Source organism: Ensifer sp. GW823-FHT05D09, from assembly GCF_058795755.1.
Genome location: NZ_JBXAIA010000004.1, coordinates 32,150 through 57,574, shown reverse-complemented (window position 1 = coordinate 57,574; position 25,425 = coordinate 32,150). Strand labels below are relative to the sequence as shown.

General features: G+C 60.7%; 21 protein-coding genes and 2 pseudogenes. 14 read left to right on the top strand and 9 right to left on the bottom strand.

Features of this window, described 5'->3' with window-relative positions; all coding sequences use genetic code 11:
• Position 1: 1 nt before the first annotated feature.
• From AC1Q80_RS14475 to AC1Q80_RS14440, 8 genes are all read left to right on the top strand, one after another.
• A complete protein-coding gene (locus tag AC1Q80_RS14475) occupies positions 2 to 1,516 on the top strand; it encodes an aldehyde dehydrogenase (protein WP_492360850.1) in 1,515 nt (504 codons plus the stop codon).
• Positions 1,517 to 1,550: 34 nt separating this feature from the next.
• Positions 1,551 to 2,627 (top strand): LLM class flavin-dependent oxidoreductase, encoded by a 1,077-nt coding sequence (locus tag AC1Q80_RS14470; protein ID WP_492360849.1) that lies wholly within the window; start codon positions 1,551 to 1,553, stop codon positions 2,625 to 2,627.
• 2 nt (positions 2,628 to 2,629) lie between these two features.
• Positions 2,630 to 3,439 (top strand): alpha/beta fold hydrolase, encoded by an 810-nt coding sequence (locus AC1Q80_RS14465; protein ID WP_492361067.1) that lies wholly within the window; start codon positions 2,630 to 2,632, stop codon positions 3,437 to 3,439.
• A complete protein-coding gene (locus AC1Q80_RS14460) occupies positions 3,432 to 3,821 on the top strand; it encodes a carboxymuconolactone decarboxylase family protein (protein WP_492360848.1) in 390 nt (129 codons plus the stop codon). The genes AC1Q80_RS14465 and AC1Q80_RS14460 overlap by 8 nt, the downstream gene beginning before the upstream one ends.
• A 142-nt stretch (positions 3,822 to 3,963) precedes the next feature.
• Positions 3,964 to 4,797, top strand: coding sequence for a transporter substrate-binding domain-containing protein (locus AC1Q80_RS14455; RefSeq protein ID WP_492360847.1), 834 nt, complete (start codon positions 3,964 to 3,966; stop codon positions 4,795 to 4,797).
• A 59-nt stretch (positions 4,798 to 4,856) separates the two neighbouring features.
• The gene (locus AC1Q80_RS14450) at positions 4,857 to 5,831 is read left to right on the top strand and encodes an amino acid ABC transporter permease (protein WP_492360846.1); all 975 of its coding nucleotides are present in this window, start codon (positions 4,857 to 4,859) and stop codon (positions 5,829 to 5,831) included.
• Complete coding sequence (locus tag AC1Q80_RS14445; protein ID WP_492360845.1) at positions 5,828 to 6,571, top strand: amino acid ABC transporter ATP-binding protein; 744 nt, start codon at positions 5,828 to 5,830, stop codon at positions 6,569 to 6,571. The genes AC1Q80_RS14450 and AC1Q80_RS14445 overlap by 4 nt, the downstream gene beginning before the upstream one ends.
• Positions 6,572 to 7,502: 931 nt before the next feature.
• On the top strand, positions 7,503 to 7,967 hold the full coding sequence (locus AC1Q80_RS14440) for a BA14K family protein (protein WP_173422097.1): 465 nt from the start codon (positions 7,503 to 7,505) through the stop codon (positions 7,965 to 7,967).
• Between the two features lie 119 nt (positions 7,968 to 8,086).
• Here AC1Q80_RS14440 and AC1Q80_RS14435 read toward each other — a convergent pair whose 3' ends face one another.
• Both AC1Q80_RS14435 and AC1Q80_RS14430 read right to left on the bottom strand, forming a co-directional pair.
• Positions 8,087 to 11,227, bottom strand: coding sequence for an efflux RND transporter permease subunit (locus tag AC1Q80_RS14435; RefSeq protein WP_492360844.1), 3,141 nt, complete (start codon positions 11,225 to 11,227; stop codon positions 8,087 to 8,089).
• Positions 11,224 to 12,378 (bottom strand): efflux RND transporter periplasmic adaptor subunit, encoded by a 1,155-nt coding sequence (locus AC1Q80_RS14430; protein WP_173422095.1) that lies wholly within the window; start codon positions 12,376 to 12,378, stop codon positions 11,224 to 11,226. The genes AC1Q80_RS14435 and AC1Q80_RS14430 overlap by 4 nt, the downstream gene beginning before the upstream one ends.
• Before the next feature lie 631 nt (positions 12,379 to 13,009).
• On the opposite strand from AC1Q80_RS14430, the pseudogene AC1Q80_RS14425 reads away from it, so the two are divergent.
• Positions 13,010 to 13,126 (top strand): annotated as a pseudogene (locus AC1Q80_RS14425) (LysR family transcriptional regulator); the annotation flags it as partial.
• 551 nt (positions 13,127 to 13,677) lie between these two features.
• Here the strand turns inward: AC1Q80_RS14425 and AC1Q80_RS14420 are convergent.
• Positions 13,678 to 14,115, bottom strand: a complete 438-nt coding sequence (locus AC1Q80_RS14420) for a hypothetical protein (protein ID WP_492360843.1) — start codon at positions 14,113 to 14,115, stop codon at positions 13,678 to 13,680.
• Positions 14,116 to 14,328: 213 nt separating this feature from the next.
• On the opposite strand from AC1Q80_RS14420, the pseudogene repC reads away from it, so the two are divergent.
• Both repC and serA read left to right on the top strand, forming a co-directional pair.
• Positions 14,329 to 14,616, top strand: a pseudogene (gene repC / locus AC1Q80_RS14415) (replication initiation protein RepC); the annotation flags it as partial.
• A 151-nt stretch (positions 14,617 to 14,767) separates the two neighbouring features.
• A complete protein-coding gene (gene serA, locus AC1Q80_RS14410; protein ID WP_492360842.1) occupies positions 14,768 to 16,006 on the top strand; it encodes a phosphoglycerate dehydrogenase in 1,239 nt (412 codons plus the stop codon).
• Positions 16,007 to 16,168: 162 nt separating this feature from the next.
• On the opposite strand, the gene AC1Q80_RS14405 is transcribed toward serA, so the two are convergent.
• The 6 genes from AC1Q80_RS14405 to AC1Q80_RS14380 all read right to left on the bottom strand — a co-directional run bounded on the left by AC1Q80_RS14405 (position 16,169) and on the right by AC1Q80_RS14380 (position 22,319).
• Positions 16,169 to 17,320, bottom strand: a complete 1,152-nt coding sequence (locus tag AC1Q80_RS14405) for a site-specific integrase (RefSeq protein WP_492360841.1) — start codon at positions 17,318 to 17,320, stop codon at positions 16,169 to 16,171.
• Complete coding sequence (locus tag AC1Q80_RS14400; RefSeq protein WP_492360840.1) at positions 17,310 to 17,729, bottom strand: type II toxin-antitoxin system VapC family toxin; 420 nt, start codon at positions 17,727 to 17,729, stop codon at positions 17,310 to 17,312. The genes AC1Q80_RS14405 and AC1Q80_RS14400 overlap by 11 nt, the downstream gene beginning before the upstream one ends.
• Positions 17,726 to 17,968, bottom strand: coding sequence for a type II toxin-antitoxin system Phd/YefM family antitoxin (locus tag AC1Q80_RS14395; protein ID WP_090300147.1), 243 nt, complete (start codon positions 17,966 to 17,968; stop codon positions 17,726 to 17,728). Before AC1Q80_RS14395 ends, AC1Q80_RS14400 begins: the two co-directional genes overlap by 4 nt.
• Positions 17,969 to 18,336: 368 nt before the next feature.
• A complete protein-coding gene (locus AC1Q80_RS14390) occupies positions 18,337 to 19,617 on the bottom strand; it encodes an adenylate/guanylate cyclase domain-containing protein (protein WP_492360839.1) in 1,281 nt (426 codons plus the stop codon).
• Between the two features lie 379 nt (positions 19,618 to 19,996).
• Positions 19,997 to 21,061, bottom strand: a complete 1,065-nt coding sequence (locus AC1Q80_RS14385; RefSeq protein WP_492360838.1) for a LacI family DNA-binding transcriptional regulator — start codon at positions 21,059 to 21,061, stop codon at positions 19,997 to 19,999.
• Positions 21,062 to 21,128: 67 nt separating this feature from the next.
• Positions 21,129 to 22,319 carry a hypothetical protein gene (locus AC1Q80_RS14380; protein WP_492360837.1) on the bottom strand — a complete coding sequence of 397 codons (1,191 nt, stop codon included), beginning with the start codon at positions 22,317 to 22,319 and terminating at the stop codon, positions 21,129 to 21,131.
• A 143-nt stretch (positions 22,320 to 22,462) separates the two neighbouring features.
• On the opposite strand from AC1Q80_RS14380, the gene AC1Q80_RS14375 reads away from it, so the two are divergent.
• Genes AC1Q80_RS14375 through AC1Q80_RS14365 form a run of 3 tightly spaced genes read left to right on the top strand, consistent with a single transcriptional unit; the run spans position 22,463 to position 25,390 of the window.
• A complete protein-coding gene (locus AC1Q80_RS14375) occupies positions 22,463 to 23,389 on the top strand; it encodes a carbohydrate ABC transporter permease (protein ID WP_492360836.1) in 927 nt (308 codons plus the stop codon).
• The gene (locus AC1Q80_RS14370) at positions 23,382 to 24,275 is read left to right on the top strand and encodes a carbohydrate ABC transporter permease (protein ID WP_492360835.1); all 894 of its coding nucleotides are present in this window, start codon (positions 23,382 to 23,384) and stop codon (positions 24,273 to 24,275) included. The genes AC1Q80_RS14375 and AC1Q80_RS14370 overlap by 8 nt, the downstream gene beginning before the upstream one ends.
• Positions 24,276 to 24,307: 32 nt before the next feature.
• Entirely contained in the window at positions 24,308 to 25,390 is a 1,083-nt protein-coding gene (locus tag AC1Q80_RS14365) for an ABC transporter ATP-binding protein (RefSeq protein WP_492360834.1), read from the top strand.
• Positions 25,391 to 25,425: the final 35 nt, after the last annotated feature.

The window sequence follows — 25,425 nt, the reverse complement described above, 5'->3', positions numbered from 1 at the left end:
CATGAAAACGACAGTCAGTTCCATTGAAGGCTCGCGCCAGCCCCTGTTTATCGGCGGGCAGTTCGTGGCGCCGAAGAACGGCAAGTACATACCTAGCTTCGATCCGACGACGGGTGAGCCCTGGTATCACTTTGCCGCGGCGGATGCTGATGATGTCGAGGCCGCCGTGGCCGCCGCCAACGCCGCCTTTCGCAACCCGGACTGGCGGCGCATGACACAGACCGATCGCGGCGCGCTGATGCGCCGGCTTGCCGAACTCGTCCGCGCCAACGCCGATACGCTCGCTGAAATCGAGACGCGCGACAATGGCAAGCTGCTCAAGGAAACCCGGGCGCAGATGCGCGCCATGCCCGACAGCTACTACTACTTCGCCGGAATGGCCGACAAGCTGCAGGGCGAAACGATCCCGATCAACCGGCTCGATACGTTGAACTTCAATCTTCGCGAGCCCTTGGGCGTCGTCGGCATGATCACGCCGTGGAACTCGCCGCTGATGCTCTTGACCGGCACGCTGGCGCCTAGCCTTGCGATCGGCAACACCGTCGTCATCAAGCCCTCGGAACACGCAACGGTCTCGACGCTGGCGCTTGCTGAATTGATCCACGATGCGGGCTTCCCGGCCGGTGTCGTCAATATCGTGACGGGTACGGGAAAAAGCGCCGGCGAGGCGCTGACCCGTCATCCCGGTGTCGCTAAGTATGTCTTTACGGGCAGCACGGCCACTGGCCGGCGCATCGCTGGAAATGCGGCCGAGAACCTTGTTCCCTGCTCGATGGAGCTCGGCGGCAAGTCTCCCAATGTGGTCTTCGGTGACGTTGACATCGAGCACGCTGTGAACGGCGTCGTCTCTGGTGTCTTTGCCGCGGCCGGTCAGACCTGCGTGGCCGGTTCACGATGCTTCGTCGAGGCGCGCGTCTACGGCAAGTTCATCGATGCGCTCGTTGCCAGGACCGAACGCATCCGCGTCGGCCTGCCGACGGTCGACGACACGGATATCGGTCCGCTGGCGCTCGCCGACCAGCTCTCGAAGGTGGAGGGATACGTCGTGTCCGGCGTCAAGGAAGGGGCGAAGATCGCAACCGGCGGCCGTCGCCCTGAGAGGGAAGGGCTTGCCGAGGGAGGCTGGTACTTCGAGCCGACCGTCATGATCGATGCGCAAAACGACATGACCTTCATGCGTGACGAACTGTTCGGCCCGGTGGTCGGTGTCATGCCGTTCCGTGACGAGGAGGAGATGATCGAGCTTGCCAACGACACGCGTTATGGCCTGGCCTCCGGCATCTGGACCAAGGACATCGATCGGGCGCTGCGTTTCGCCAACCGGATCGACGCCGGCACGGTCTGGATCAACACCTATCGCTCCGCCTCGTTCATGTCCGCCAACGGCGGCTTCAAGGAAAGTGGCTACGGCCGGCGCGGCGGCTTCGAGGTCATGCACGAGTTCTCGCGGCTGAAGAACGTCATCGTCGACTACTCCGGCGCCATGCAGGACCCCTTCATCATTCGCCTGAAATAACAGCAGAAGCACGGGCACAGGAAAGGCAGAAACCATGAAGTTCGCAGTCTCCCTCACGATGGAACGCTTCTCACCGGACGTGCCGATGGAGCGGGTGAAAAGCAACCTGCTTCAGCTCGCGCGAATTGCCGACGAAGGTGGTTTCGAGGCCCTCTGGACGGCTGAACACCATACGCTTGAATGCACGATCTCGCCGAACCCGTTCCAGACGCTGGTCTGGCTTGCCCAGCACACCGATCGCATCCGGTTGGGCACATCCACGCTGGTGGCACCCTACTGGAACCCGATCCGGCTCGCAGGCGAGTCGGCGCTTTGCGACCACCTGACCAATGGTCGCCTGGAGTTCGGTATCGCGCGCGGTTCCTACCAATACGAGTTCGACCGCATGGCAGGAGGCATGCCGCAGCAGGAAGGCGTCGCCTACATGAAGGAGATCGTGCCGGCGGTTAAAAAGCTCTGGTCCGGCGACTATGCGCATGAGGGGCAATACTGGAATTTTCCGGTCACTGCGGCGGTGCCAAAGCCCCTGCAGCAACCCCATCCGCCAATCTGGGTGGCGGCGCGCGATCCTGGAACCTTCGACTGGGCGGTCGCCAACGGCGCCAGCATCCTGTCAACGCCGCTCTCTGCGCCAGCCGCAGAAATTCAGGTACTGTCCGACAAGTTCCGCAAGGCGGTCGCTGACCACCCGGAAGTGCCGCGGCCGCGCTTCATGATGCAGCGCCGGACCTGCGTCTACGACAGGCCGGATGGTTGGGAACTCGCCGTCAAGCACAGCATGGACTACGGCCGCGCCTTCGAAAACCTGATGCAGAACATTGGCGCGGTACACGACGGGTTCCCCGAAGCCGTGCCTTACGAAGCGGTCAAGGGCAAGGATAACTACAATCCGGAAAATATCCGCAAGAACCTGATGTTCGGGACTCCGGACGAGGCGATCGAGAAGCTGCTCGCCTACGAGGCCGCCGGCGTCGATCAATATTGCCTTGGCCTGACCTTCAACCTGCCCTTCGAATTGCAGAAGCGCACGCTTGAGCTGTTCATCACCGAAATCATGCCCTTCTTCGCAGCCCGCGAAAATGAGCAGAAGCGCGTCGCGGTGGGACGCTGATGATGGCAGGGATGCAGCGTCACACGATCGGCGAGGTAACGCTCAACTACCGCATCGACGGGGACGGCGAGCCGCTTGTCTGCATTCACGGCGTCGGATCCTATCTGGAGGCGTGGTCGGGCGTGGTCGAGCGGCTGAAGGATCGGTTCACGATCCTGACCTTCGATCTGCGCGGCCACGGCCAATCAAGCCGGGTGACCGGGCGATACGAGATCGACGACTTCGTCAACGAGACGTTGACGCTTGCCGACCGGGCGGGCTTTCCCACCTTCAATCTCGCCGGCTTCTCGCTGGGTGGCCTGATTGCCCAGCGCCTGGCTCTGACCCACCTTCAGCGACTGCGCCGCCTGGTTCTTCTGTCGACCGTCGCCGGTCGCACGCCGTTCGAGCGCGAGCGCGTTCTTGAGCGCCTTGCAGCGCTCAGAGCCGGGACCCCTGCGGATCACCACAATGCATCGCTGTCGCGCTGGCTGACGGAGGGCTTCCAGGAGCGAAACCCCGAGGTCATCGCTAGGCTCAGGTCGCGCGACGCCCAAAACGATCCGGATTGCTATGCCTCTGCTTACCGGGTGCTGGCAGAGACGGATTTCGGCGGATTTCTCGACCAGATCCGGTGCCCGACGCTGATCGCCACCGGCGAGGACGATGCCGGCTCCAATCCGCGCATGGCCCGTTACATGCACGAGCGCATTCCCAGGTCCGAGCTTCGGATCCTGCCAGGCTTGCGCCATTCGATCCTGATCGAAGCGCCCCACGTCATAGCGGATCTGATGGGTGAATTTCTGAGCCAGGGAGTGACGGTCAATGGATGAGGCGCTGCAGAGAAGGGGAGAAACCATCCGGCGCAAGGTGCTCGGTGACGACTACGTCGATCGGGCGATCAAAAACAGCGATGTTTTCTCGCGCCCCTTCCAAGATCTGCTGAACGAGTATTGCTGGGGCACCGCTTGGACGGACGAGAGGCTCGATCTGAAGAGCCGAAGCCTGCTCAACCTTGGAATGCTCGCCGCGCTCAACCGCATGCATGAATTCGGCATCCATTTCCGCGGGGCGATCCGCAACGGCCTGACCGACGAAGAGCTTCGCGCGGCGCTCGTCCAGATCGCGATCTATTGCGGCATTCCCGCGGGCGTCGAGGCCTTCAGGGTCGCACGCAGTGTCCGTGACGAGATGGACCAGAAAGGCGAGTGCTGACTTCCACTGTTTCTAGGAAGGGGCGGCTCCGCGCTGCCTCATATCGCCGGAAGACGGAGGGGCCTTGAGAACTCAAGATCAACCCGATGGCAGGAAGAGGACCCTGCCGGAAACCCAGAACGACAAAAGAGGGAACGACAGCATGAACACTTTCACTAAACTGACTGCGGCGGCGGCCTCGCTTGCCATTTCGCTCGCGGCTCTTCCGGCCCATGCAGGTGCCGTACTCGACCGCGTGCTCGACGCAAAAAACCTGAAGGTTGCGACCGACGCCAGCTGGGCGCCGCAGTCCTTCATGAACGACAAGAACGAGATGGACGGCTTCGACGTCGATGTCGCCAAGGAAGTCGCAAAGCGACTGGGTGTCGGCGTCGAGTTCGTCACCCCGGGCTGGGACATCATCACAGCCGGCAACTGGCAGGGCCGTTGGGACATGCACATTGGCTCGATGACGCCAACCAAGGAACGGGCCAAGATCTTCGACTTCCCCGCCGTCTACTATTACACGCCGGCTGCGGTCGCGGTTCACAAGGATAGCGTTGCAGTGACGCTGATCGATCTGGACGGCAAGGTCGTCGGAACGACAGCGACGTCCACCTTCGAGGCCTACGCCAAGCAAGAGCTGACGCTCGATGCCGCCGGTGCGCCGGCTTTCGAATACGTGTTCAAGCCGACGGAAGTGAAATCCTACGCCAACTCGTCAACAGCCTTCGACGACCTGCGCCTTGGTGACGGCGTTCGCCTCGACGCGGTGGTGTCGTCTCTGCCGAGCATCCGCGACGCCATCAAGGCAGGCTATCCGATCAAGCAGATCGGCGATCCCGTCTTCTATGAGCCGCTCGCCGTTGCCATCGAGCACGGCGACAAGGAACTGAACGACAAGATCGCCGAAGCGATCAAGGCGATGCAGAGCGACGGCACGCTGAGCAAATTGTCCGAGAAGTGGTACGGCGTAGACTACACCGTCGCGAAGTAACCCTTCCCACATCTGGCGCACCGGTCGTCCGGAGCGCCTTTTTGTCCAGAGGGACTAAGATGCTTTATCCGGATACAGTCGAGTCCGAAGTACTCGTCCACAACCCGCGGTTCGTAGCGACGGTGTTCGCCGCCGCCCTGATCGTCTTCACCGCCTTCAATCTGACCGGGACGACAATGGGAGAACTCATGCGCCCGGTGATAGGCGAACCTTTGCAGAGCGGTTTCTACGGCCGTTTCGCCATCGCCCTCGTGATCGCAGCGCTCTTCTGCCTCAACATCGTTCTGATCGGCTTTGTCAGCCTCAGGGTCCAGATCGCCATTGTATGGCTCGAGCTTCTCGCGCTGTTCCTCGCCTTCTTCCAGACCTTTCACCTCAGCCTGCCGTTCATCGAACAGAAGCTGCCTTTTCTGATCGCCCAGGGTCTCGTGACGACCGTCTATGTGTCGGCGATCTCGATCGCTATCGCCTCGCTCATCGCAATCCTTGGCGCGGTGGCCAAGTTGTCGACCAACGGTTTTGCCTATGCGATCGCAAGCTTCTACACATCGTTCTTTCGAGGACTGCCGCTCCTGATGCAGGTCTATCTGATCTATCTGGGTCTGCCTCAGCTCGGCATCATCATCGATGCCGTTCCGGCCGGTATCCTGGCGCTTTCGCTCTGCTACGGCGCTTACATGACAGAGATCTTCCGCTCAGGCATACAGAGCATCGACCGCGGCCAGTGGGAGGCCTCAAGGTCGATCGGCTTCGGCTTCGGGCTGACCATGCGCAAGATCATCCTTCCGCAGGCGTTGCCGGTCATTATTCCCCCAACCGGAAACCAGTTCATCTCGATGCTGAAAGACAGCTCGCTCGTCTCGGTGATTGGCGTCTGGGAACTGATGTTTCTTGCCCGCACGCTTGGCCAGAAAACCTTCCAGCACATGGAAATGCTGATCTCAGCCGCCATGCTCTACTGGATCATGTCCATCTGCCTTGAGCTCATTCAGTCCCGCATCGAACGCCACTATGCCAGGAGCAAGGTCAGATGAGTGTTGAAACCATCATCGAAGTCAGGAACGTTTCCAAATGGTACGGTGCCTTTCAAGTGCTGACCGATATCAACCTGACGGTCCGCAAGGGCGAGCGCATCGTGATTTGCGGCCCGTCCGGATCCGGAAAATCGACGTTGATCCGCTGCTTCAATAGGCTGGAGGCGCATCAGCAAGGCGATATCGTCGTCGACGGTATCCACCTGCATGCCAAGATGCGCAATATCTCGCACGTGCGGCGCAATGTCGGCATGGTGTTCCAGCATTTCAATCTGTTTCCGCACATGACAGTGCTGATGAACTGCATGGTTGGGCCGATGTGGATCAGTGGCGTGCCGGAGGCAGAGGCGCGGGCACGGGCACTGAAGTACCTTGACCGGGTTCGTATTCCTGAACAGGCAAACAAGTTCCCGGTCCAGCTCTCGGGCGGTCAGCAGCAACGCGTGGCGATTGCTCGCTCACTCTGCATGCAGCCGGCAGTGATGTTGTTCGACGAGCCCACCTCGGCCCTTGACCCTGAAATGGTGTCGGAAGTGCTCGAAACCATGACCGGTCTCGCCAAGGACGGGATGACCATGGTCTGCGTCACCCACGAGATGGGGTTCGCACGGGCGGTCGCTGATCGTGTGATATTCATGAACGCCGGGCAGATTGTTGAAGAAGCAAAGCCGGACGAGTTTTTCTCCAATCCCAGGCACGAGCGGACGAAGCTTTTCCTCGGTCAAATCTTGAAGCACTGAAGACCCCAGCCGGCGCGAGATTGTAGGCTTGGGGTGTGTGGGACGATCATCGACATGATCCTCGAGAAGACCGAGCAGAAGGGCGCCGGCAAATACTGGGCGATCGAGGGAGAACGTGAGCGATGACAGGCAAGAAAGTCTTTATGCGGGCTGGTCGCATCGTTCGGCTCGGTGAGCCAACGGCCAAGCCAAACTCCGATGGAGCCGGGGTTGAAGGTCCGCGCGATGCCGTGCACCAACCTTGAGCCCGGCTGCTACGAGTTCACATAACGGGTCGACTGGGACGATTGTGACCTTCCCATAGGTCTGACGTCCGGATCAGGCCCTCCGCAAAAAGTGCCCCATGTGTGTTCGCAGGTCGCAGATGAGAGCAAGACCGGCATCGCCTCGCTGAGGTGTTTCAAGACGTACAATGTTGGAGGTGGTCACCCGCTTCATCCCGCGACACGATTAGCCCTCAGCGGTGTTAAGCGGGGGGCGGGGTGGGGCTGCTGCCCAAAGGGAGCCTAGACGAACTTCGTTTAATGGGAGGTGGCTATCCCCCCGCAAACTATGCGTTCAGCGGATCGCTGAAGCACCCAAACGCACTCATTTGTATTTATGCTGTTGCCTCTCTAGTCTCTTGGATCGACGCCAATCCCGGCGATGCGCGACCTGAGCATCTCCCGCTCAAATGCATCGGATGGAAACCTGCGCCGCAGCTTGTAGCGCCCGCCGGCTACGGCGATGACGAACACCGTGGGCTGGGCACGGCGCGCGCAAAAGCGTGCGCGCAGCCGTCGTCAGGCAAGCGCGATGGGTGGTTTTCGCCGATGCATAAATTCTCAACTCCAATCGGTTTTGGAGTACAATTATGAGGGTATCGAAAGGGCTGCAGTGTTTCTAGCGTGCCGAGTTCGACTTGCAGCGCTACAGAGGAAAGGTGAAGACAATGCAAAGGTTTGCAATCGTTGCTCTGTCGCTTGTCACTGGGCTGACATGCGCTGCGCCAGCCAGGGCATTTCCCGTTCTTTCTGCGCCGAAGATTGAAGCGCCGCAAGCTCAACCGGTTCAATACCGCCGATATGGCGGTTATCACGGTGGCTACTACAATGGTCATCATCACGGTGGCGACGACTGGGCCTGGGCGTTAGGGGGGCTTGCCGCTGGCGCCGTTATCGGCGGCCTGTTGGCGCAACCCCGGTATTACGGCCCGAGCTACTACGAACCCGACTACTACGGGCGGACCTATTATCGGCCGCGCTATTATGCGCCACGCTATTCCCGTCAAGTCTATTATGGCGGCGGCACACACACGCGCTGGTGCTACGCACGATATCGCTCCTACAGGGCCTTCGACAACACGTTCCAGCCCTATCACGGCCCCCGACAAGCATGCATCTCGCCGTACTATTGACAGCGGGGTGAGAGGCGCGAGGGCGTCCGGCGCCGGCGTCATCGACCAGGACCGAAGTGCGCGTAAGAACGACACCACGATCCTCCAGTTTCTCCGGTGTCAGGTCGAGTGTTTAGGTTTCAGGCATTACTCTCGTCCTGGGCACCGGCTGGACCGAACAGACGGCGTTTGACTGCCTCGCGCAGCGTCTGTGCGAGAATATAAAGCAGCGGGATGATCACCAATCCGAGGACAGTGCCCACGAGCAGACCGCCGAGCACGGTTGCGCCGATCGCCTGTCGACTGCCCGCGCCCGCCCCCGTGGCGAGGACGAGCGGTACAACGCCCAGAACGGACGCCATCGCGGTCATCAGCACCGGCCGAAAACGCTGCGACGTTCCCTCGGTAGCCGCATCGATAATGCTCATTCCCTCCTCCCGGCGATCCTTGGCGAACTCCACGATCAGGATGGCATTCTTGGCCGCAAGGCCTATGAGCAAGAGAAGGCCGATTTGAGCGTAGATGTTGAGATCGATACCGCCTACCAAGAGTGCTCCCAAGGCCCCAAGAACGGCCACTGTGACAGACATCATCACGGCTATCGGAATGCTCCAGCTCTCATACTGGCCAACGAGAAAGAGATAGGTGAAGACGATGCCCATAATAAGGATCATTACCGTCTGGTTGCCCGATTGTTTTTCCTGCAGTGCCAGCCCGGTCCACTCAAATCCAAAGCCGGTTGGCAGTGTGCTTGCCGCAAGCGCCTCCATGGTGCTCAGCGCCTCACCGGTGCTGGTGCCCGGTCCGGCCTGGCCGTTGATCGAGGCGGAGGGGAAGAGGTTGTAGCGGTTCACCGAATTCGGACCGTAGTGGGTGGAGATCGAAAGCAAGCCCTGCAGCGGAACGAGGTCGCCCGTATCGCTGCGCACCCTCAGTCGCTGGATATCCTCTATCCGGCTGCGGAAGGCCGGCTCGTTCTGAATGCGGATCTGGAAGACCCGGGAAAGGATGTTGAAATCGTCCACGTACGACGACCCGAGATGGGACTGCAGCGTACTGAAGATCGTGGCGGGGGACACGCTGTATAGCTCCGCCCGCTCCCGGTCGATGTCGAGGTAGACCTGCGGTACGTCGGCTGAGAATGTGCTGAACACTGAGGCAAGGCCGGGCGTCTGGTTCGCGCGCATGATCAGACTGCGCATGACCTCGGCAAGCTCTTCCTGGCTCTGCCCGGCGCGCGCCTGAAGGCGGAAGTCGAAGCCGCCCGTTGTGCCAAGCCCCGGAATAGCCGGTGGATTGAAGGGCACGACGGATGCGGTCGAGATCGTTGCAAGTTCGGCCCGTAAACGGCCCATCAGTGCGAAGACGCTTTGCTCCGGCCCCCGCTCGCTCCACGGCTTTAGCGCCGAGATGATCATGCCAGAGTTCGAACCACCACCGCCGATCATGCTCGCACCCGCGATGCCAATCGTATTGGCGATACCGGGCGTGCGCTGCAGGAGCGCGCTGACCTCGGCCATTGTCCGTTCCGTGCGCTCCAGGGAAGCTGCGTTTGGTAACTGCACGTTCATGAACAGGTAGCCTTGGTCCTCGGCGGGCACGAAACCATTCGGAATGATGCGGTAGAGGCCGTAGATTCCCCCTGCGACCGCGACCAGGACCAGCGTCGCCAGGGCGAGCCGTCGGGCGAAAGCGAGCAGCAGGTTCAGGTAAAAACGCCGGGAAGCGTCGAGGCCTGCGTTCAGCTTCTCGAACAGTCCAAGTCGCCGTCTCGGCGTTGGACGAAGCATGAGCACGCACAAGGCCGGGCTGAGGGTCAGCGCATTGACCGTCGAGAAGACGATGGTGATCAGGATCGTGACGGCGAACTGGCGGTAAAGCTCGCCGGTGATGCCGGCCAGGAAGGCCACCGGCACGAAGAGTGCGGCAAGTACCAGCGTCGTCGCGACGATCGGTCCCGTTACCTGTTCCATGGTGCGTAGGGTGGCATCCCGTACGTTGGCCCCGGTCTGGTCCATGATACGCTGGACATTTTCAACGACGATGATGGCGTCATCGACCACAAGGCTGATGGCGAGGATGACCGCGAAAAGGGTGATCGTGTTGGCCGAGTAACCGAGAACATAGAGGACGGCGAAGCCCCCAATGAGTGAAACGGGTATGGTCAGGGTAGGGATGACCGTTGCGCGCCAGTCCTGAAGGAAGGCAAATACCACGGCGACGACGAGGGCAAAGGTAATCGCGAGCGTTATGAAGATCTCGCGGATGGTTTCCTTGACGAAGGCAGTCGTATCGAAAACGACCGTATAGGCGATGTCGTCTGGAAACTGCCGCGACAAAGCTTCAAGCTCGCTCACGACCGCCTCGGAGACAGAAAGTGCGTTGGCGTCGGCGGACTGGTAGACGACGAGCGTGGCGCTGGGAAGGCCGTTGAGCGTCGACGTGGTGTCATAGGATTGTGCGCCGAGTTCGACGCGCGCGACATCGCGGAGGCGCACGATCGCGCCGTCGCGGTTCGTGCGCACGATCACGTTGCCAAACGCATTCGCGTCGGCAAGACGCCCCAGCGCCGTTACTGTCAGCTCCAGCTGCTGGCCCGACGCCGTGGGAGGTGAGCCTATCTGGCCGGCGGAGGCCTGTGCATTCTGCGCCCGTATCGCAGTGGCGAGATCCGACGCCGTGATGCCCAGAGCCTGCATGCGGTCAGGATTCATCCAGACCCGCATGCTGTAGGTTGGGCCGAACACGCCTGCCTCCCCGACACCTGGCACGCGGGCGATGGCATCGCGGATATTGACTGTCGCGTAATTGCTGATGAAGACGTTGTCACGCGTGCCCTTCGGCGAATAGATCGCTAGCCCCATAAGCATACTGGACGAACGGCTTCTCACGGAAACGCCCGTCTGGGTGACAGCGGCAGGCAGCCGCGGCGTCGCTATCGCGACCCGGTTCTGCACGTTGACCTGCGCGATCGCCGGGTCGGTTCCTGGCGCGAACGTCACCGTCAGACTGTAGGTACCATTGTTGGTGCTGGAGGAAGACATGTAGAGCATATCTTCGACGCCGTTCACCTGATCCTCGATCGGCGCACCCACGCTATCCGTCATGACGCTGGCATTTGCGCCCGGATAGCTCGCCGTCACCTGCACTTCGGGCGGAGTGATCTGCGGAAACTGTGCGACAGGTATCTGCAGGAGGGCGACAGCACCGGCGATTAGCATGATCACCGCAATGACCATTGCAAGCCGCGGCCGGCCGATAAACGGGGCGGAAATATTCATTGTGAGGCACCCGATTGGGAAGCGGACCTATCGGCGCTATCGTCAGACACGGGAAGTACTTTGATGGCCGATCCGTCGGCAATGTTTGCCAGCCCTTCAACGATCAGCATCTCCTCGCCTTCAAGACCGCTGTCGACGATCCAGTTGCCGCCCGCCTGTTCGGAGACCATGATGCGACGCAGGACAGCCTTCCCGTCGTCGCCGACAAGGAGGACATATTTGCCTTCACGGTCCTGATGCACCGCGCCGAGGGGAACGACCGGGCGCATCTTCCTCTCGTCCCCGGCGATCACCACCGTCACGAACTGACCCGGTACGAGCAGAAGGTCGGGGTTGGCGAACTGTGCACGCACGGCAAGCGTACCAGTCCGCTCGTCGACTTCATTGCCGAAGAACTCAATCTTCCCCCCTTGCTTGTATTGCTGCCCGTTCGAAAGGCGCAGCGAAAGCTGGAAGCGTTGGGCAAGTTCCTCCTTGCTGATCTTTCCTGCCGCTACGCGCAAGTCCAACACCGTCCGATCGCTAACGGAAAAAACAACCCGCACCGGGTCCATCTGGACGATCCTGGCCAGCGCCGGGGAACTGGCGTTTACGAAGCTGCCTGCGGATAGCGATGCCGCACTGATGCGGCCCTTCATGGGGGAAGATATCTTGCTGTAGCTGAGATTGAGTTTCGCCTGGCTCACCCTGGCCTCGGCGGACAGAACGGCCGCGTCAGCCGTATCGAGGGCCGTCTCGCTTTCCTCCAGCGTCGCGCGTGACACCGTTTGGTTCAAGGCGCGGTTGCGTTGGAAGCGACGTGCGGCATCTGTCTGGGTGGCTTTCGCGCTGGCCAGTTGGGCCTGCGTGACGGTCAACGCGATTTCCAGATCGCGTGGGTCTATGAGGAAGAGGGGTTGGCCAGCCTCAACGACGGTACCTTCGTCGAACAACCGTTTGTCGATAAACCCATCGATGCGGGAGCGAACATCAACAGCCTCCATGGCTTCGACCCGACCGACGAACTCGTACCTCGGAGAGACGTCGTCTACGCGAACCTTCGCTGCACCGACAGTGGCCACCGTTTGCGCCGCCAGTTCAGCAGGCACGAGGCTGGAGACACCGAGAAGGATTGCGCAGCAGACGCGGGTGATACAAGCTGTACGGTTCATGGGGAACTCCAGCAAAAAGTGGGTACGCCGGCACGGCTGACCGGACCCGGCCTGCCGAAGTAAATACTGAGGAATGCGCTCTGCGGATCGGCCGTCAACCTGAACATGCACGACAAAAAATTGGGGTGCTCGACAATGATCGCGCGTTCCAGCAAACGGGTCGTGTTCACCAAGTTGTCAGCGGGGGCAGGTGCCTATTTTGCCCCGTCCACGCTGTCCAGCGACGTTTCCGATGACCGCACCTCGTTCCGTGGGGCTGCATCCCGGCAGGACCGTTGCATCAAGCAGATAAGAATGGGAGCATGTTTCATGGTGCTGCCCTAATCCCGTGTGATCTGCTTTCGCAACGTAACATTGCGTACGCTCTAGTCCATCCCTGTTGGCTGTCGCCCTTGAAATAGTTTTATTCGTGCTCGACGAGATATCGTGGCGCGTGCCGGATGCCTTGCTAGAAAAGTGTACCGGCATGTCGAGATGCTCTGTCGCAGGTGCAATTTATGTGGCAACGACCTCCGCGGACTGTGCAGCCGCAGTTTCGCGACCGATTGCTAAGGTCAGTGACAGCCGCGTGAGCGCATGCCGCGGTACGACCGCGAGGCCACGTATGTAGGATCGGCTGCGGCCCTTCAGACCCGTGCGCGGTGTCGATCTGAAGATCGGGCTTGGGGTAGCCTGGAATATGGAGGACCCAACCGCATCACGGGACGACATCATCGACATTGCCCGGTCGCTACCGCCGGGAAGGTGAGGTGATGAGACCACCCTTCATAGCGACCTGGACCCTCGAAGGAGCGGAGCGGCTTGCCGGGGACTCGGCTCGATTCCTGACTTTTGGCCGACAGGAGCCGACATGCGTCACGGATGCTATCCGATAAAACCCGGGTACTGCACCTCTTCTCGATTCACGCCCTTGGAATCCAACCGAACCGGAGTGAGCTCCGGGACGTCGGCCATGCGCCGATGCGCAACAAGCCAGTCACGCAAGATCGTCTCAATCGCGGCGGCTCGGCCGGCGGGCGGCGGTGAAAGGCCCGGATCGGTCATGTATGCCGCAAGCCCGGCTTTATATCGTATTCGCCTCACGAAAAACCTGACAGCTGTCAGGGTTCCGTTACCCCATCAAGAGGTTGAAAACGGCTCGTACGTGATAGTCTCCCTCAGCAGAAGCAGATGGGGCGCCTGCTAGACGACAGGTTATTGGGAACGCCGATTTACGCGAGGGATGCAAATAGCCCTTCCGCGCTGAGCGCTATCTAGGCGCCCCATGATTGCAGTCGAGTTGGGTGGCACGTCGCCGATCTAACCAATGAACAATGCCCGCAGTGAAGACCAAAAGCCCATGGGCTTGTCGGACAGCAGGACTCGGACTTGGCGAGCCGCTGCTGCCGCACTCACGGTGGTTCCGAAGCGACAATAGCAGACAACGTCATGTAACTCTTCGTCAGAGATCTCGAAAAACCGTATCGCTTCGCCATAGGTATCGTTCTTCATACCGGCCGAATGGAGAACGGGATCGTGGAGTGCGACAGTTATCGGAGAATAGTCGCAGCGCAGTGCATTTCGCTCCTCGCTGGATTGGAACTCTGTCTCGTGAAGCGTGTCGAGGTGCCTATGCCGTATTTCCTCAAGGAGCTCGGCCCAGCGCTCAAGTCGCTGACGACGCGACATCCCATGCAGGTGGAAGAAGGGCTCTATTTGCGCGATGTTCTGCATCTGCTCTAATGTATGGTGCTTCATTGTCGCCTCCAATCAAATGGTGCTGCGAATGCCAGCTCAATCAGCCTGTTCCTCGTCCCGCGCTCTGTCCAATCACGATGCTGGCGAGCGGAGTTGCAGATCTGAGGTCTAATCGCTTGCTCGGTGGCTGCGCGCTACGACAACACTTCCAGAAAGTCCCTCGGTTCCGTAGTCCGGAGCGCAGGGCGCGAAGCCGAGCCCTGAAATCAGGCCGATGCGGTAGCCGATAAAGACGTTTCCTTTGGGTATGTGCTGCAGGCCTGCCCGGAGTTCCGCGATTACGGCCCGAACGGTGCGGTCGAGAGCTGGCACGATCTTTTGTCTGCCGCCGTCGTGGTTCGATCGATGCTCGGGGTCAGTCCGAGCGCCTATGAGGAGGCCTGCGGAATCCTTGGGGCCGAGAATGCGGCCGCCGTCATGGCGTGTATCCTCGAAAGGGCAGGGCACATCAATTCTGCCGGAGGCTATCTGAGCGATTTTACGCGAAAGGCCGAGCGCGGGCTCTTGCCAACCTTTGGGTACGAAGCATTGAAAACCGCGGTACCTCGAGATTTGTTCGCGGTATCAGTGTGTTGATATTAGCCTGACCAGCCGCTTAAATCTTCATAGACGCCGAAGCCACATCGGCCTTCCGGAAATCGGAGCGATATTTATGACCCGCCAACTTTCTCTCCCACGCGACCGAATTTCCGTGCTTCTGCTGGAAGGCATTAGCCAGACCGCCGTGGACTACTTTTCTTCGTCCGGCTACACCAACCTCATTCATTTACCGAAGGCGCTCGACGACAGGGATCTTAGGAGCCACATCGCCGACGCTCATATCATCGGCATTCGTTCCCGCACGCAGCTGACGGACGAGATTCTCAAATCCGCAAAGAAATTGATCGCCGTTGGCTGTTTCTCCGTCGGTACGAACCAAGTCGATCTGGATGCAGCGCGGCGGCGCGGCATTCCGGTGTTCAATGCACCTTATTCAAACACGCGATCGGTGGCCGAGCTTGTGATCGGCGAGATTATCATGCTGACACGGCAGATCTTTCCGCGCTCGGCTTCCGCGCATCGAGGTGGGTGGGAGAAGTCCGCTGTCGGCAGCCGGGAGGTCCGCGGCAAAACGCTCGGTATTGTCGGCTACGGCAATATCGGATCGCAGCTCAGCGCGCTCGCCGAAAGCATGGGCATGGTCGTGCGCTACTTCGATCTTTCCGATCGGCTGCGCCGGGGCAATTCGGAGTCGATGGCTTCGCTCGGTGACCTTCTCGAAATCTCTGACTATGTGACAATGCACGTTCCCGAAACACCCTCGACGCATAACATGATCACCGAAACAGAATTGCGCCGCATGAAGAAGGGCGCCATCTTCATCAACAATTCTCGCGGCACGGTGGTCGATCTCGATGCGCTTGCGAAAGTCCTGAACGACGGGCATCTGGCGGGTGCTGCCGTAGACGTGTTCCCCAAGGAGCCGGCATCGAACAACGAGCGTTTTGAGACGCCGTTGCAAGGCTTGAGCAATGTCATTCTGACGCCGCATATCGGCGGCTCCACTGAGGAAGCCCAAGAGCGCATCGGCGGGGAGGTTTCAAGGAAGCTGGTCGAGTATTCCGACATCGGCTCAACGATGGGCGCCGTCAACTTTCCGCAAGTACAACTGCCCGAGCGCCCGAACGGCACGCGTTTCATTCACGTGCATGAAAACCGCCCCGGAATGCTCATCCAGCTCAACGAGATCTTCTCGTCGCGCGGGCTGAACATCGTCGCTGAGTTCCTTCAGACGCATGGCGACACGGGCTATGTGGTGGTCGAGGCCGAAGGAATTTCCGCAGATGCCGACGAGATTCTTCAGGCCCTACGCGAAATTCCTGGAACGATACGAACGCGATTAGTCTACTGAGAACCTAGCTCTCGAATAGAGCAGGGGGCGAAGCCGAGCCTTGAATCAGGCCGATGCGGGAGCCGATAGAGACGCTTCCTTTGGGTATGGTGCTGCAGGCCTGCCGTGGATTTTATCGGGCGCGATCGCTAGCAATGTTGCAGCGCTCGCCCCGAGTTCCTCCTAGACGATCAGTCGCGCCGCTCGTCCATTCTTGCGTTCCGCGTTGTTGTAATAGCTCGCCGCCTGGGTCACCGATTTGTGCAACGACTGCTGCATCGCCTCGGGTAAGGGGATGCCGCGATTGGCTGCCTCGGTCAGGTAGCCGGACCGCAATCCATGCGCCGAGAACAATGTCGGATCCAGCCCAGCCTGTTTGCAGCGGGTTTTTAGGATTAGATTGACCGACTGCGGTGTCATCGCGCGCCGATCGACATTCCCCCACTGGTCAATGCGCCGGAATATTGGTCCTTCGCCGATACCTGCCTCATTAAGCCAGCCCTTCAACGCCATAACCGGCCGGCCGACAAGCAGCACATGTTCGTCGTCGTCACTCGCCGTCGTCTTCGTGCGACCAAGGCGGATCGAGAGGCAGGGGAGGGGAGGGGAGTCCGGGTTCACCGGGTCCGTCCGGACCGGGTCTTCCTCGAGGAGATCTTCGACTCGTAACCCTGCTATCTCCGATCGGCGTCGCCCGCCGGAGGCGAACGCCACGAGAAGCAGCGCCCGGTCGCGCAGATCGACCAGCCGTTCGCCGGCACAGGCGTGCAACAGCTTCGCCAGGACATCGCCGGTCACCGCTTGCCTGCTCTTGCGTTGGCGTGGGCGGGCACTGGCGCGGACAGCAAGTCGCAGTGCCGATTTGAGGGAAGGGCCGTCGAACGAGCCGGTGAGGCCGCGCCAGCGGGTGAGGATCGACCAGCTCGTCAGCCGGCGCCGAACCGTCCCCGGGGCGTGGGGCCCGTCGACGCGCAGGGCGCGAAGGGAACGAAGGCCGATTTCCACCTCTGCCGGCATGCCATAGCTCGGATCCTCGGAGCGCTTGACCGGGTCCCACAGGTGGTGCGCAAGGAACTTTAGCAGCAGGCTTTCGGGCGCCGGCCAGGGGAGGGGATCTTCAGTTGCAAGCTGGCACCAGGCCTCGAGGTAGCCGAGATCGGAGGCAAGCGCCCGAAGCGTGTTGTCGCCCATGCCTTCGCTGGCCAGATGCTTGAGCGTCGCGACGTCGTCGTCGGTGAGGAGCGCAGCGAGTTGGTCACGCCGGTCAAAGGGCAGGATGGAATCGAGCGCGTCGAGTGCCACCGCGCGCCGCTCTGTATCATGATCAATGCTCATTCTCGAATGGTCCCAACACCTGAATCCTCTCAGTGCGTGCCGCCCCGGCGAGTTTGCGGTCGAGGGTGGCGAGCGGCAGGGACTGGCGGACCGCAAGGTCGAGGTAGGCGGCATCGTAGGCGCTTAGCCCGTGCACACTCGCGAGCTCGAGCACCGAGCCGTCCTGACCGGCACCCATGTCCTCAAGGGGCAATCGGCGCAGCCGGGCCATCGCGTTATGGGCCTGGCCGGCGGCAATCCGTTGCCGCCGCTCGGCGCTGATCAAAATGCTGCGCGTCTCGTGCCAGAACAGGTCGGGCACCGGGCAGGGGCCTGAGATCCTGGCGATAAGCTGCTCGGCTGCTTCACTGTATTCTTCTGGCAATAGCCAGGCAGCGGCGATCGACGCATCAAGGATAAATTTGCTCAAAACCGCTGACCCTCACGTTTCCAGTCGAGGATCTCGTCGTTGGACACCGGTTTTGCCCGCATTCTCGCCGCCCGCACCTCGGCGATCAGCGCTGAGAGCTCGTTGTCCTTCTTCACGCGCGAGAGCCGGGCGACCGGATCGTTGCCGCGGGAAATGATAACCTCCTCGCCGGCTTCGACGCGGGCCAGCAGTTCTGAAAGATGGGCTTTGGCCTCCGCGACTTTGACAGTGACGCTCATGGGAAACTCCGTTGAACAATGTCTCTCGTCGCGCAGATTGCGGACGATCGCGAATTGGACGTTCTACGCCAAAATAGGACGCGTTTATGAGTTGGTCAACTAGTGGACCACATCACTATCGATACTTGAAACCTAACGATAGTGAATGCCGTTGAAAATTGGCGTGTGCCGGGTTCCCGTATTCTCGAAAGCAACACATTCGTCTCCTGGCTGCGGGTTCGATGCCACTCAAGGCGATGGATAGGGGCGAGCGTCTTAATTGGGGCCGTCACCGGACAGTCAGCTTTTGGTCTCGGCGCTTATCAAGCGGACGTTCAAGGCTCGCCGCGAGTCGCGGGCTGCAAAACGCAGTAACAGGTCTTGTCCCATCAAGGCCTCGCCACAGATGCCCGCCGGCGAGAGGTCGTCATTTTTTTCGGTGTCGTACCCGCGGCTGCAAGGCTTGGATCGAGCGTGAACAATTCTTTGGCTTTTCCAACGCCTTTCAACGCAAATCGCCCGACGGAAACGAGCTTGTCTCGTTCCTCCCCCAGCAGGAGGTCGGCGAATTCCGAGGAGCAGAGCATGTTTCGCCCTGTGGAATGGCACATATCGCTGATGCGGCTTACTTCGTTGACTGCCTGGCCAACCACAGTGAAATCGAGCCGGTCGGGTGTGCCGATGTTGCCGTAGAACACATCGCCCGCATGTAGACCGAGATGGATGTCGGCGACAGGCAGGCCCTCTGTTTTGCGGCGGCGTGCAAGCTGGCCGAGCCGCAGCCGTAGATCGTGCTCTGCGTCAATGGCCGCTCGGCACGCATATTCCGGCCGGGAACTCGTAAACATCGCCAGCACGCCGTCTCCGATCAGCTTCAGGACATCACCGCCGGCCGACTTGACCGCCCCAATCACCGCCTCTGCATAGTCGTTGATCAGAGGGATCAACTGATCGGCCTGCACGGACTCGGAGAGATGGGTGTAGCCGGTGATGTCCGAATACCAGAGCACGGCCCGGATACGCCTCACAGCATCATGTCGAATCGCGCCGCTGAGCACACGCCGACCGGCATCGCGGCCGAGATAGGCTTCGGCGAGCGTCTTCGTCAGCCGGGTTTGCGCAGCGGACCTGATGGCGAGGCCGAGGTGCGGCGTAAGTTGCGCCAGGCAAGCCACATCAACGTCGCTGAATCCCCCCGGCCGAGCCGTGGTGAAACGCGCATAGAATGCATCGACATCTTCGACGCGGACTGCCTGCCGCGTACGGTAGACGAAAGCCAGATAGTCAGTTTGACCAGCGTCGCACAATTCCTGGATCGCTGAATAGCCGTGGGTTTCGCCGCGCTCCAGCCGGCAGCGCAGCGAGGTCTCGCGTCGGCGCAGCATCTGCAGGAAGGGGCTACGCGACCACTGCGCCGTACCTTCCGGATCGCGACTGCCGACATACTCTTCTTCGCGGAAAGGGTTTTCGGGCCCCTCGTCCCAAAAATAAGCGCGCGCCTCATACATCGGATGTAGCGTGTCGATCATCACGAAGACTTTGCCGAGCGGCAGTCCAGCCTCGACGCATCGTTCGCAGAATGCCTGCGTCAACGAGGCCTCGTCTCGAATCCCCAGCAGGCCGGCCTCAGCCAACCACGCGGCGATCTTGTTGCAATCACGGGTATCCATGACCCGATCATAGCTGCATCGCCCGCAGGTAAGAAGCCGAATTGCGCTGCTGGGCCGAGGCCAAATTATCTCTACCGAGATGGGGCGCAAAGTTGTCGTTTGCAGACCTAAGCGTCGACGCGTTTACGAGCCGGACAGAACTGTGCTTCCTAGAGCCCTGCAAGCTTTGTTGCTGTGATGTTCACTTTTCGAGCCAAAATAATCGCATAAGGTATCCACTGAAACCGGTCGCTAGCGCGAGCGCGAGGACTGAAAAGCCTCATCAGACTGTCCCATGCGCGTAGACTGGCCGCTTTTGCGGCGGGGGCCGATACGTTAGCCTTTCGTCACATCATTGCGGACAGTGGCAAGGCCGCCGCTCTCGGATCACTGCTGAGACTCACGTTCTTTTCGCGAACGCGCCGCTCCTTGGAGCTGCGAGAGTGGCGCGTTCCACCAGGCGGACGCCGAGGTTAACCCGGCGCACATTGATTTCCGGATCGTTGATCCGCTCCAAGAGCAGCTGGATACCGGCGCGGCCGAGTTCGGCGCGGTCGATCCGCATGGTCGTCAAAGGTGGGCGGCTATGCTGGGCGATGGCGATGTCATCGACACCGATGATCGAGAAGTCGTCCGGAACCGAGTGGCCATGCCCTTCGAGCGCCTGCATCACATTGATCGCGATCAGATCCGTGCTGCAGAAAAATGCCGTCGTGTCCGCAAAACGCCCCTGTTGCAACGCCTGGCGTATCGCCGGCGTCGTGTCCGGTTCCTGCAGGCCAAAGCCGGCAAGGTCGAAAAGGTGCCGGTTTTCGTCAAACCTGATTCCGGCTTCTTCCAGCGCAACGCGGAAGCCTTCGAGACGCCGGCGCAGCGACAGCCGGTGCGGGATCGTCACGTGGACGATTTCGCGGTGGCCGGCTGCAAGCAGCCTTTGTGCGGCGAGCCAGCCGGCAGACCAGTTGTCGGGCAGCACGCAGGAGAGCCGCATGGTCCGGTCCATGCCGTTGATGATGACCGCCGGGATGCCGCTGACGACGATCCTGTCGATCATTGCGGGATGATCCATGCCGAGCAGAACGAGGGCGCCCGGGCGGATGTCACGCAGAATATCGGTGATTTCCCCGATTGCGATCTCCGCATCGAGGGAGACGAGCCTGACATCGATCCTGAGCGAGCTTGTACCTGCCTCGGAGAGAACGCCCTGAATGACGTCCTCGTAGAAGGCCGAACTCGCATAGAACTGCGCCGGCATCACCAGCACCGTGCTCTCGACGCCGGCGCGGATCAGCGAGCGGGCGGCCCGAACCTGGTAGCCCAGCCGCTCCGCATGATCGAGAATCTTGCGCCGGCTTTCGTCGCCGACGCCGCCGCGATTGTTGAGCACCTTCGATACGGACGCGACCGAAACGCCCGCGGCGTCGGCGATGTCCTTGAGTGTCGGGGCGTTCGATTCGTCATCCATATCGACGAAGGTCCTATCTGGCCGGAGTGGGCGAGATTGATTGCGGCTGCATGGTCATGATCGTCCACTACCAGAAGAAGCGCGTGTGCCCAAGCGAGCGCATCAATGCCTCCATGAAATAATAGTCGCCATAGGGCAGCATGGCGTCGGAGTATCCGGCGCTCGCATGGGCCGCTCCATGGGCGAGCAGGCCCTCGGCCTTGGGGTCGTCGGTCAGGTCGCAGCTGTCGAGTAGGCCGCCGATCAGGCGATCGCCGAAAGCGTACCAGCGCGAGGCCTCTTTCGGTTCGCAGAGCCCGGCGAGAATGAAGACACCCGCGGCCATGATCGCGCCCGCAGAACTGTCGCGCGGCGCCGTCTTGGCGTTGGGGACGGAATAGTCCCAGACAGGAACGTCGTCATTGCCCATCAGAACTTCTGCCTTTGCCGCCAGTCGCCTGGCCGCGTCGAGGAAAGCTGGGTCCCCTGTCGTCGCTGCACATTGCGCGTAGCCATGAATCAGCCAGGCCTGGCCACGCGACCAGCAGGAATCGTCCGCATAGCCCTGGTGGGTCTCGCCGCGCAGCGGCTTGCCGCTCGCCGGGTCGAACAGGAACGTATGGAAGCTCGTATCGTCAGCACGAACCAGGTGCTTCAAGGTTGTTGCGGCGTGGCCGTTGGCGGCCTCGGCAAAATCGTAGCGACCGGTCTCGCGATGCGCCCAGTGCAGCAGTGCGAGGTTTTGCATCGTATCGACGATGACGCGCCCGTTGACGAATTCGGAGCGAATGCCGCCGTGGATCGAGCGGGCATTCCAGGCCTGGATGTATTGTCCATCCGGCCGATAACGCTCAAGCAGCCTGCCTGCTGCCTCAAGAGCGAGATCGCGTGCTTCCTGGTCGCCCGTCATCAGCCATTCGGCGACGCAGCTCAGCGAAAACTGGAAGCCGAGATCGTGGTCTTGGGCATCGCGAAGGTGCAAGATGTCGCGAAACACGGAACGGCGAGCGCGGGCGGCGTTCAGGAATCGAGCGTCGCCGGTCAGCTGCAGTGCAAGCCAGAGCTGGCCGGCTTGAAAGCTCACGACCCAGTCATAGGGCCCGCAGAAGCTCCAAGTCTGATCCGCCAGCCCGATCTTCGGATTGCGCAGCCCAATGATAGGCATGGTCTGGAGCAGTTTGGCAGCGCAGCGCTCGAGAGCCTGCTGATGGCGCTCGCGATTGGGGCGTTGGCCGACCATCTCGACCGCGCTGAAGTAGCTGTTTCGTTCTATGCGCATTGATAAGCCTCACGTTGGTTTCGTGAAGTTTTCGCATGATTACGATAATTTCGTCAACCACGAAACTTTTTGTTGACGAGAAAAGTTTCTGGCGATAGGTGTTGGATGCTCGGGAGGAGCCGGGCATGGTTGGAGTAAGTGCAATGTCCACACTGGGGACAACGGAGAGGACGGCTGCGGCCGGCCGATTCACATTCGGAGACAGTCTAGCGGGTTACGGCTTTTTGGCGCCGTGGCTTGTTGGCTTTTTTCTGCTGACGCTCGGCCCCGCGGTCGCCTCGTTCTATTTGTCTCTCACCGACTACAGCGGCCTTGGCGCCGCCAACTGGGTCGGCGCGGAAAACTATGTGCGCATCGCCACAGACGATCCGCGCTTCTGGACCGCGATGAACGTGACCTTCACGTTCGTGCTTCTGTCGGTGCCTCTGAAGCTCATCTTTGCGCTCGCTGTAGCGGTGGCCCTGAACAGGGGGCTTGGGGGCCTGTCGTTCTTCCGTGCTATCTTTTACCTGCCGTCCCTGGTCGGCGGCAGCGTTGCCGTGGCGGTACTCTGGCGGCAGGTCTTTGCCGGCGACGGCCTGCTCAATCAGGCGCTCAACATGCTTTTCGGTTTCGAGGGGCCGAGCTGGATTTCGAACCCTTCGACATCGCTCTACACGCTCGTTCTTCTGGCGGTCTGGCAGTTCGGCTCGTCGATGATCATCTTCCTCGCCGGCCTGCGTCAGATCCCGCAGGACATGTACGAGGCGGCGAGCATCGATGGCGCGGGTAAAACCCGGCAGTTCTTCAAGATCACCCTGCCGCTGCTGACGCCGGTGATCTTCTTCAATGCCGTGATCCTGACGATCGACGCCTTCAAGGCCTTCACATCGGCCTTCGTCATCAGCGACGGAACCGGCGGGCCGATCGACTCCACGCTGTTCTACACGCTCTACCTCTACCAGGAGGCCTTCACCAACTTCCGCTTCGGCTATGCCTCGGCGCTGGCCTGGGTCCTGGTGCTCATCATCGCATTCTTCACCGCCATGTCATTCCTGACGGCCAGGTACTGGGTACACTACGATGACTGATGCCGCCCTTTCGACGACCAACATCGCAGCACGCGCCGACGCCGCCGAGCCCAGCGTATCGCCGTGGAAGCGGGCTTTGCTCTACGCGCTGCTGGTCGCAGTCAGCTTCCTCATGCTCTATCCGCTGCTCTGGATGGTCGCGAGTTCCTTCAAGCCGGACAGCGAGATCTTCACCTCGACAGGGCTGATTCCGATCGAGCCCACTGTTGATGCCTATCATCGCGGCTGGAGCGGCCTCAGCGTCAGTTTTGGCTGGATGTTCTTCAATTCGCTGGTGATCTCGCTGCTGGTGGTCGTCGGCAATCTCTTTTCCTGCTCGATGGCGGCCTATGCCTTCACCCGCCTGCGCTTCAAGGGACGCTCGTTCTGGTTCACGCTCATGCTCGGGACGTTGATGATGCCGCAGCATGCGGTGCTGATCCCGCAATATGTCCTGTTCCTCAAGCTCGGCTGGGTGAACTCCATCCTGCCGCTGGTGGTGCCGAAGTTCCTGGCGATCGACGCCTTCTTCATCTTCCTGATGGTGCAGTTCTTCCGCGGCATTCCGCGGGAACTCGACGAGGCGGCGATCATGGACGGATGCGGGCCGCTGCGCATCTTCCTGAAGGTGATCCTGCCGCTCTCCACGCCGGTGCTCGCGACGGCGGCAGTCTTTTCGTTCATCTGGACCTGGGACGATTTCTTCGCGCCGCTGATCTATCTGAACGACATCGAGAAATACACCGCCCAGCTCGGCCTTCGCACCTTCGTGGACTCCACCGGCACGTCGGATTGGGGCTCGCTCTTCGCGATGTCGACACTGACGGTGCTGCCAATCTTCATTCTCTTCATCCTGTTCCAGCGACTGCTGATCGAAGGCATCGCGACAACCGGCATGAAGCGCTGACACACGGAAATTGAGAGATAGGGACGAAAACGATGACGACGCTGGCTTTGAACAAGATCAAGAAGAGCTTTGGCAATCTCGACATCATCCGTGGCGTCGACCTGGCGATCGGTTCCGGAGAATTCGTGGTGTTCGTCGGCCCTTCCGGCTGCGGCAAGTCGACCCTCTTGCGCATGATCGCAGGGCTTGAGCCGATCAGCGGCGGCGAACTTGCGATCGGTGGTGAACGCATGAACGAAAGGGCGGCGAGCGAGCGGGGCATCGCCATGGTCTTTCAGTCTTACGCGCTCTACCCGCATATGAGCGTCTACAAGAACATGTCCTTCGGCCTCGAAACGGCAAAGATGCCGAAGCCCGAGATCGACAAGCGCGTGCGCAAGGCAGCCGACATCCTGCAGATCACCCATCTGCTCGAGCGCAAGCCGAAGCAGCTCTCCGGTGGTCAGCGGCAGCGCGTGGCGATCGGCCGGGCGATCGTGCGTGACCCAAAGATCTTCCTGTTCGACGAGCCGCTCTCCAACCTTGATGCGGAACTCAGGGTCCAGACGCGCGTCGAGATTGCCAAGCTGCACAGGGACATCGGGGCGACGATGATCTACGTCACCCATGACCAGGTGGAGGCGATGACGCTCGCCGACCGCATCGTCGTCCTGCGCGCCGGTGTCATCGAGCAGCACGGCACGCCGCTCGAGATCTACAACCGGCCCGCCAACCGCTTCGTTGCCGGCTTCATCGGCTCGCCCAAGATGAATTTTCTCGATGTCGTCGCCAGCGATGTCCGTGACGGCGGCGTTTCGATCGACATCGCTGGCCAACAAGTGCGGCTTCCGGTCGAGGGGCGTATCGCTGATGGCGCAAAGCTTAGCCTGGGCCTGCGTCCGGAACATCTCGCAACTGATGGAACCGGTGGGCTCGAACTCGGCGCGCTGACGGTCGTCCATGTCGAGCATCTCGGCGGCCAGACCATCGTCTATGGACGGCTTTCCGACGGGCAGTCGCTGACGGTCGCTCTCGATGGCCAACGCCCGATCAAAGCCGGCTCGACGCTGGAAGTCAGGATTGCGACGGAAAACTGCCACCTGTTCGACGAGGCCGGCGATCGCATCGGCCACTGATCTCGAAACGGGATCTCAAAACACATCATGGAGGA

Coding starts and splice junctions, on each gene's coding strand:
- AC1Q80_RS14475 (WP_492360850.1), top strand. CDS start 2: ATGAAAACGACAGTCAGTTCCATTGAAGGCTCGCGCCAGCCCCTGTTT.
- AC1Q80_RS14470 (WP_492360849.1), top strand. CDS start 1,551: ATGAAGTTCGCAGTCTCCCTCACGATGGAACGCTTCTCACCGGACGTG.
- AC1Q80_RS14465 (WP_492361067.1), top strand. CDS start 2,630: ATGGCAGGGATGCAGCGTCACACGATCGGCGAGGTAACGCTCAACTAC.
- AC1Q80_RS14460 (WP_492360848.1), top strand. CDS start 3,432: ATGGATGAGGCGCTGCAGAGAAGGGGAGAAACCATCCGGCGCAAGGTG.
- AC1Q80_RS14455 (WP_492360847.1), top strand. CDS start 3,964: ATGAACACTTTCACTAAACTGACTGCGGCGGCGGCCTCGCTTGCCATT.
- AC1Q80_RS14450 (WP_492360846.1), top strand. CDS start 4,857: ATGCTTTATCCGGATACAGTCGAGTCCGAAGTACTCGTCCACAACCCG.
- AC1Q80_RS14445 (WP_492360845.1), top strand. CDS start 5,828: ATGAGTGTTGAAACCATCATCGAAGTCAGGAACGTTTCCAAATGGTAC.
- AC1Q80_RS14440 (WP_173422097.1), top strand. CDS start 7,503: ATGCAAAGGTTTGCAATCGTTGCTCTGTCGCTTGTCACTGGGCTGACA.
- AC1Q80_RS14435 (WP_492360844.1), bottom strand. CDS start 11,227: ATGAATATTTCCGCCCCGTTTATCGGCCGGCCGCGGCTTGCAATGGTC.
- AC1Q80_RS14430 (WP_173422095.1), bottom strand. CDS start 12,378: ATGAACCGTACAGCTTGTATCACCCGCGTCTGCTGCGCAATCCTTCTC.
- AC1Q80_RS14420 (WP_492360843.1), bottom strand. CDS start 14,115: ATGAAGCACCATACATTAGAGCAGATGCAGAACATCGCGCAAATAGAG.
- serA (WP_492360842.1), top strand. CDS start 14,768: ATGACCCGCCAACTTTCTCTCCCACGCGACCGAATTTCCGTGCTTCTG.
- AC1Q80_RS14405 (WP_492360841.1), bottom strand. CDS start 17,320: ATGAGCATTGATCATGATACAGAGCGGCGCGCGGTGGCACTCGACGCG.
- AC1Q80_RS14395 (WP_090300147.1), bottom strand. CDS start 17,968: ATGAGCGTCACTGTCAAAGTCGCGGAGGCCAAAGCCCATCTTTCAGAA.
- AC1Q80_RS14390 (WP_492360839.1), bottom strand. CDS start 19,617: ATGGATACCCGTGATTGCAACAAGATCGCCGCGTGGTTGGCTGAGGCC.
- AC1Q80_RS14385 (WP_492360838.1), bottom strand. CDS start 21,061: ATGGATGACGAATCGAACGCCCCGACACTCAAGGACATCGCCGACGCC.
- AC1Q80_RS14380 (WP_492360837.1), bottom strand. CDS start 22,319: ATGCGCATAGAACGAAACAGCTACTTCAGCGCGGTCGAGATGGTCGGC.
- AC1Q80_RS14375 (WP_492360836.1), top strand. CDS start 22,463: ATGTCCACACTGGGGACAACGGAGAGGACGGCTGCGGCCGGCCGATTC.
- AC1Q80_RS14370 (WP_492360835.1), top strand. CDS start 23,382: ATGACTGATGCCGCCCTTTCGACGACCAACATCGCAGCACGCGCCGAC.
- AC1Q80_RS14365 (WP_492360834.1), top strand. CDS start 24,308: ATGACGACGCTGGCTTTGAACAAGATCAAGAAGAGCTTTGGCAATCTC.